This window comes from Halorubrum sp. SS7, from assembly GCF_005435055.1.
GTDB lineage: Archaea > Halobacteriota > Halobacteria > Halobacteriales > Haloferacaceae > Halorubrum > Halorubrum salinarum.
Window position 1 is genome coordinate 1 of record NZ_SGXV01000842.1, and the last position, 207, is coordinate 207.

General features: G+C 70.0%; 1 protein-coding gene. It reads left to right on the top strand.

The features are described from left to right. Window positions 1–102 precede the first annotated feature (102 nt). The coding region (locus tag EXE44_RS21865) for an HIT family protein (RefSeq protein ID WP_369333874.1) at window positions 103–207 on the top strand (105 nt) is incomplete at its 3' end.

Consider the following 207-nt stretch of genomic DNA (forward strand, 5'->3'; position numbering starts at 1 on the left):
GCGGATCGGGGCGATCGCCGCGGGGCTCCGGGCGGCGCTCCGACGAGCGACCGAACCGTACCCCGGGAAACCTTGATGGGACGCCCGAGCGATCGCTCGGGTATGTCCGACGACTGCGTCTTCTGTTCGATCGCCGCCGGCGAGATCCCGGCGCGGACCGTGTACGAGACCGACTCGGTACTGGCGTTCCTAGACGCGAACCCGCTC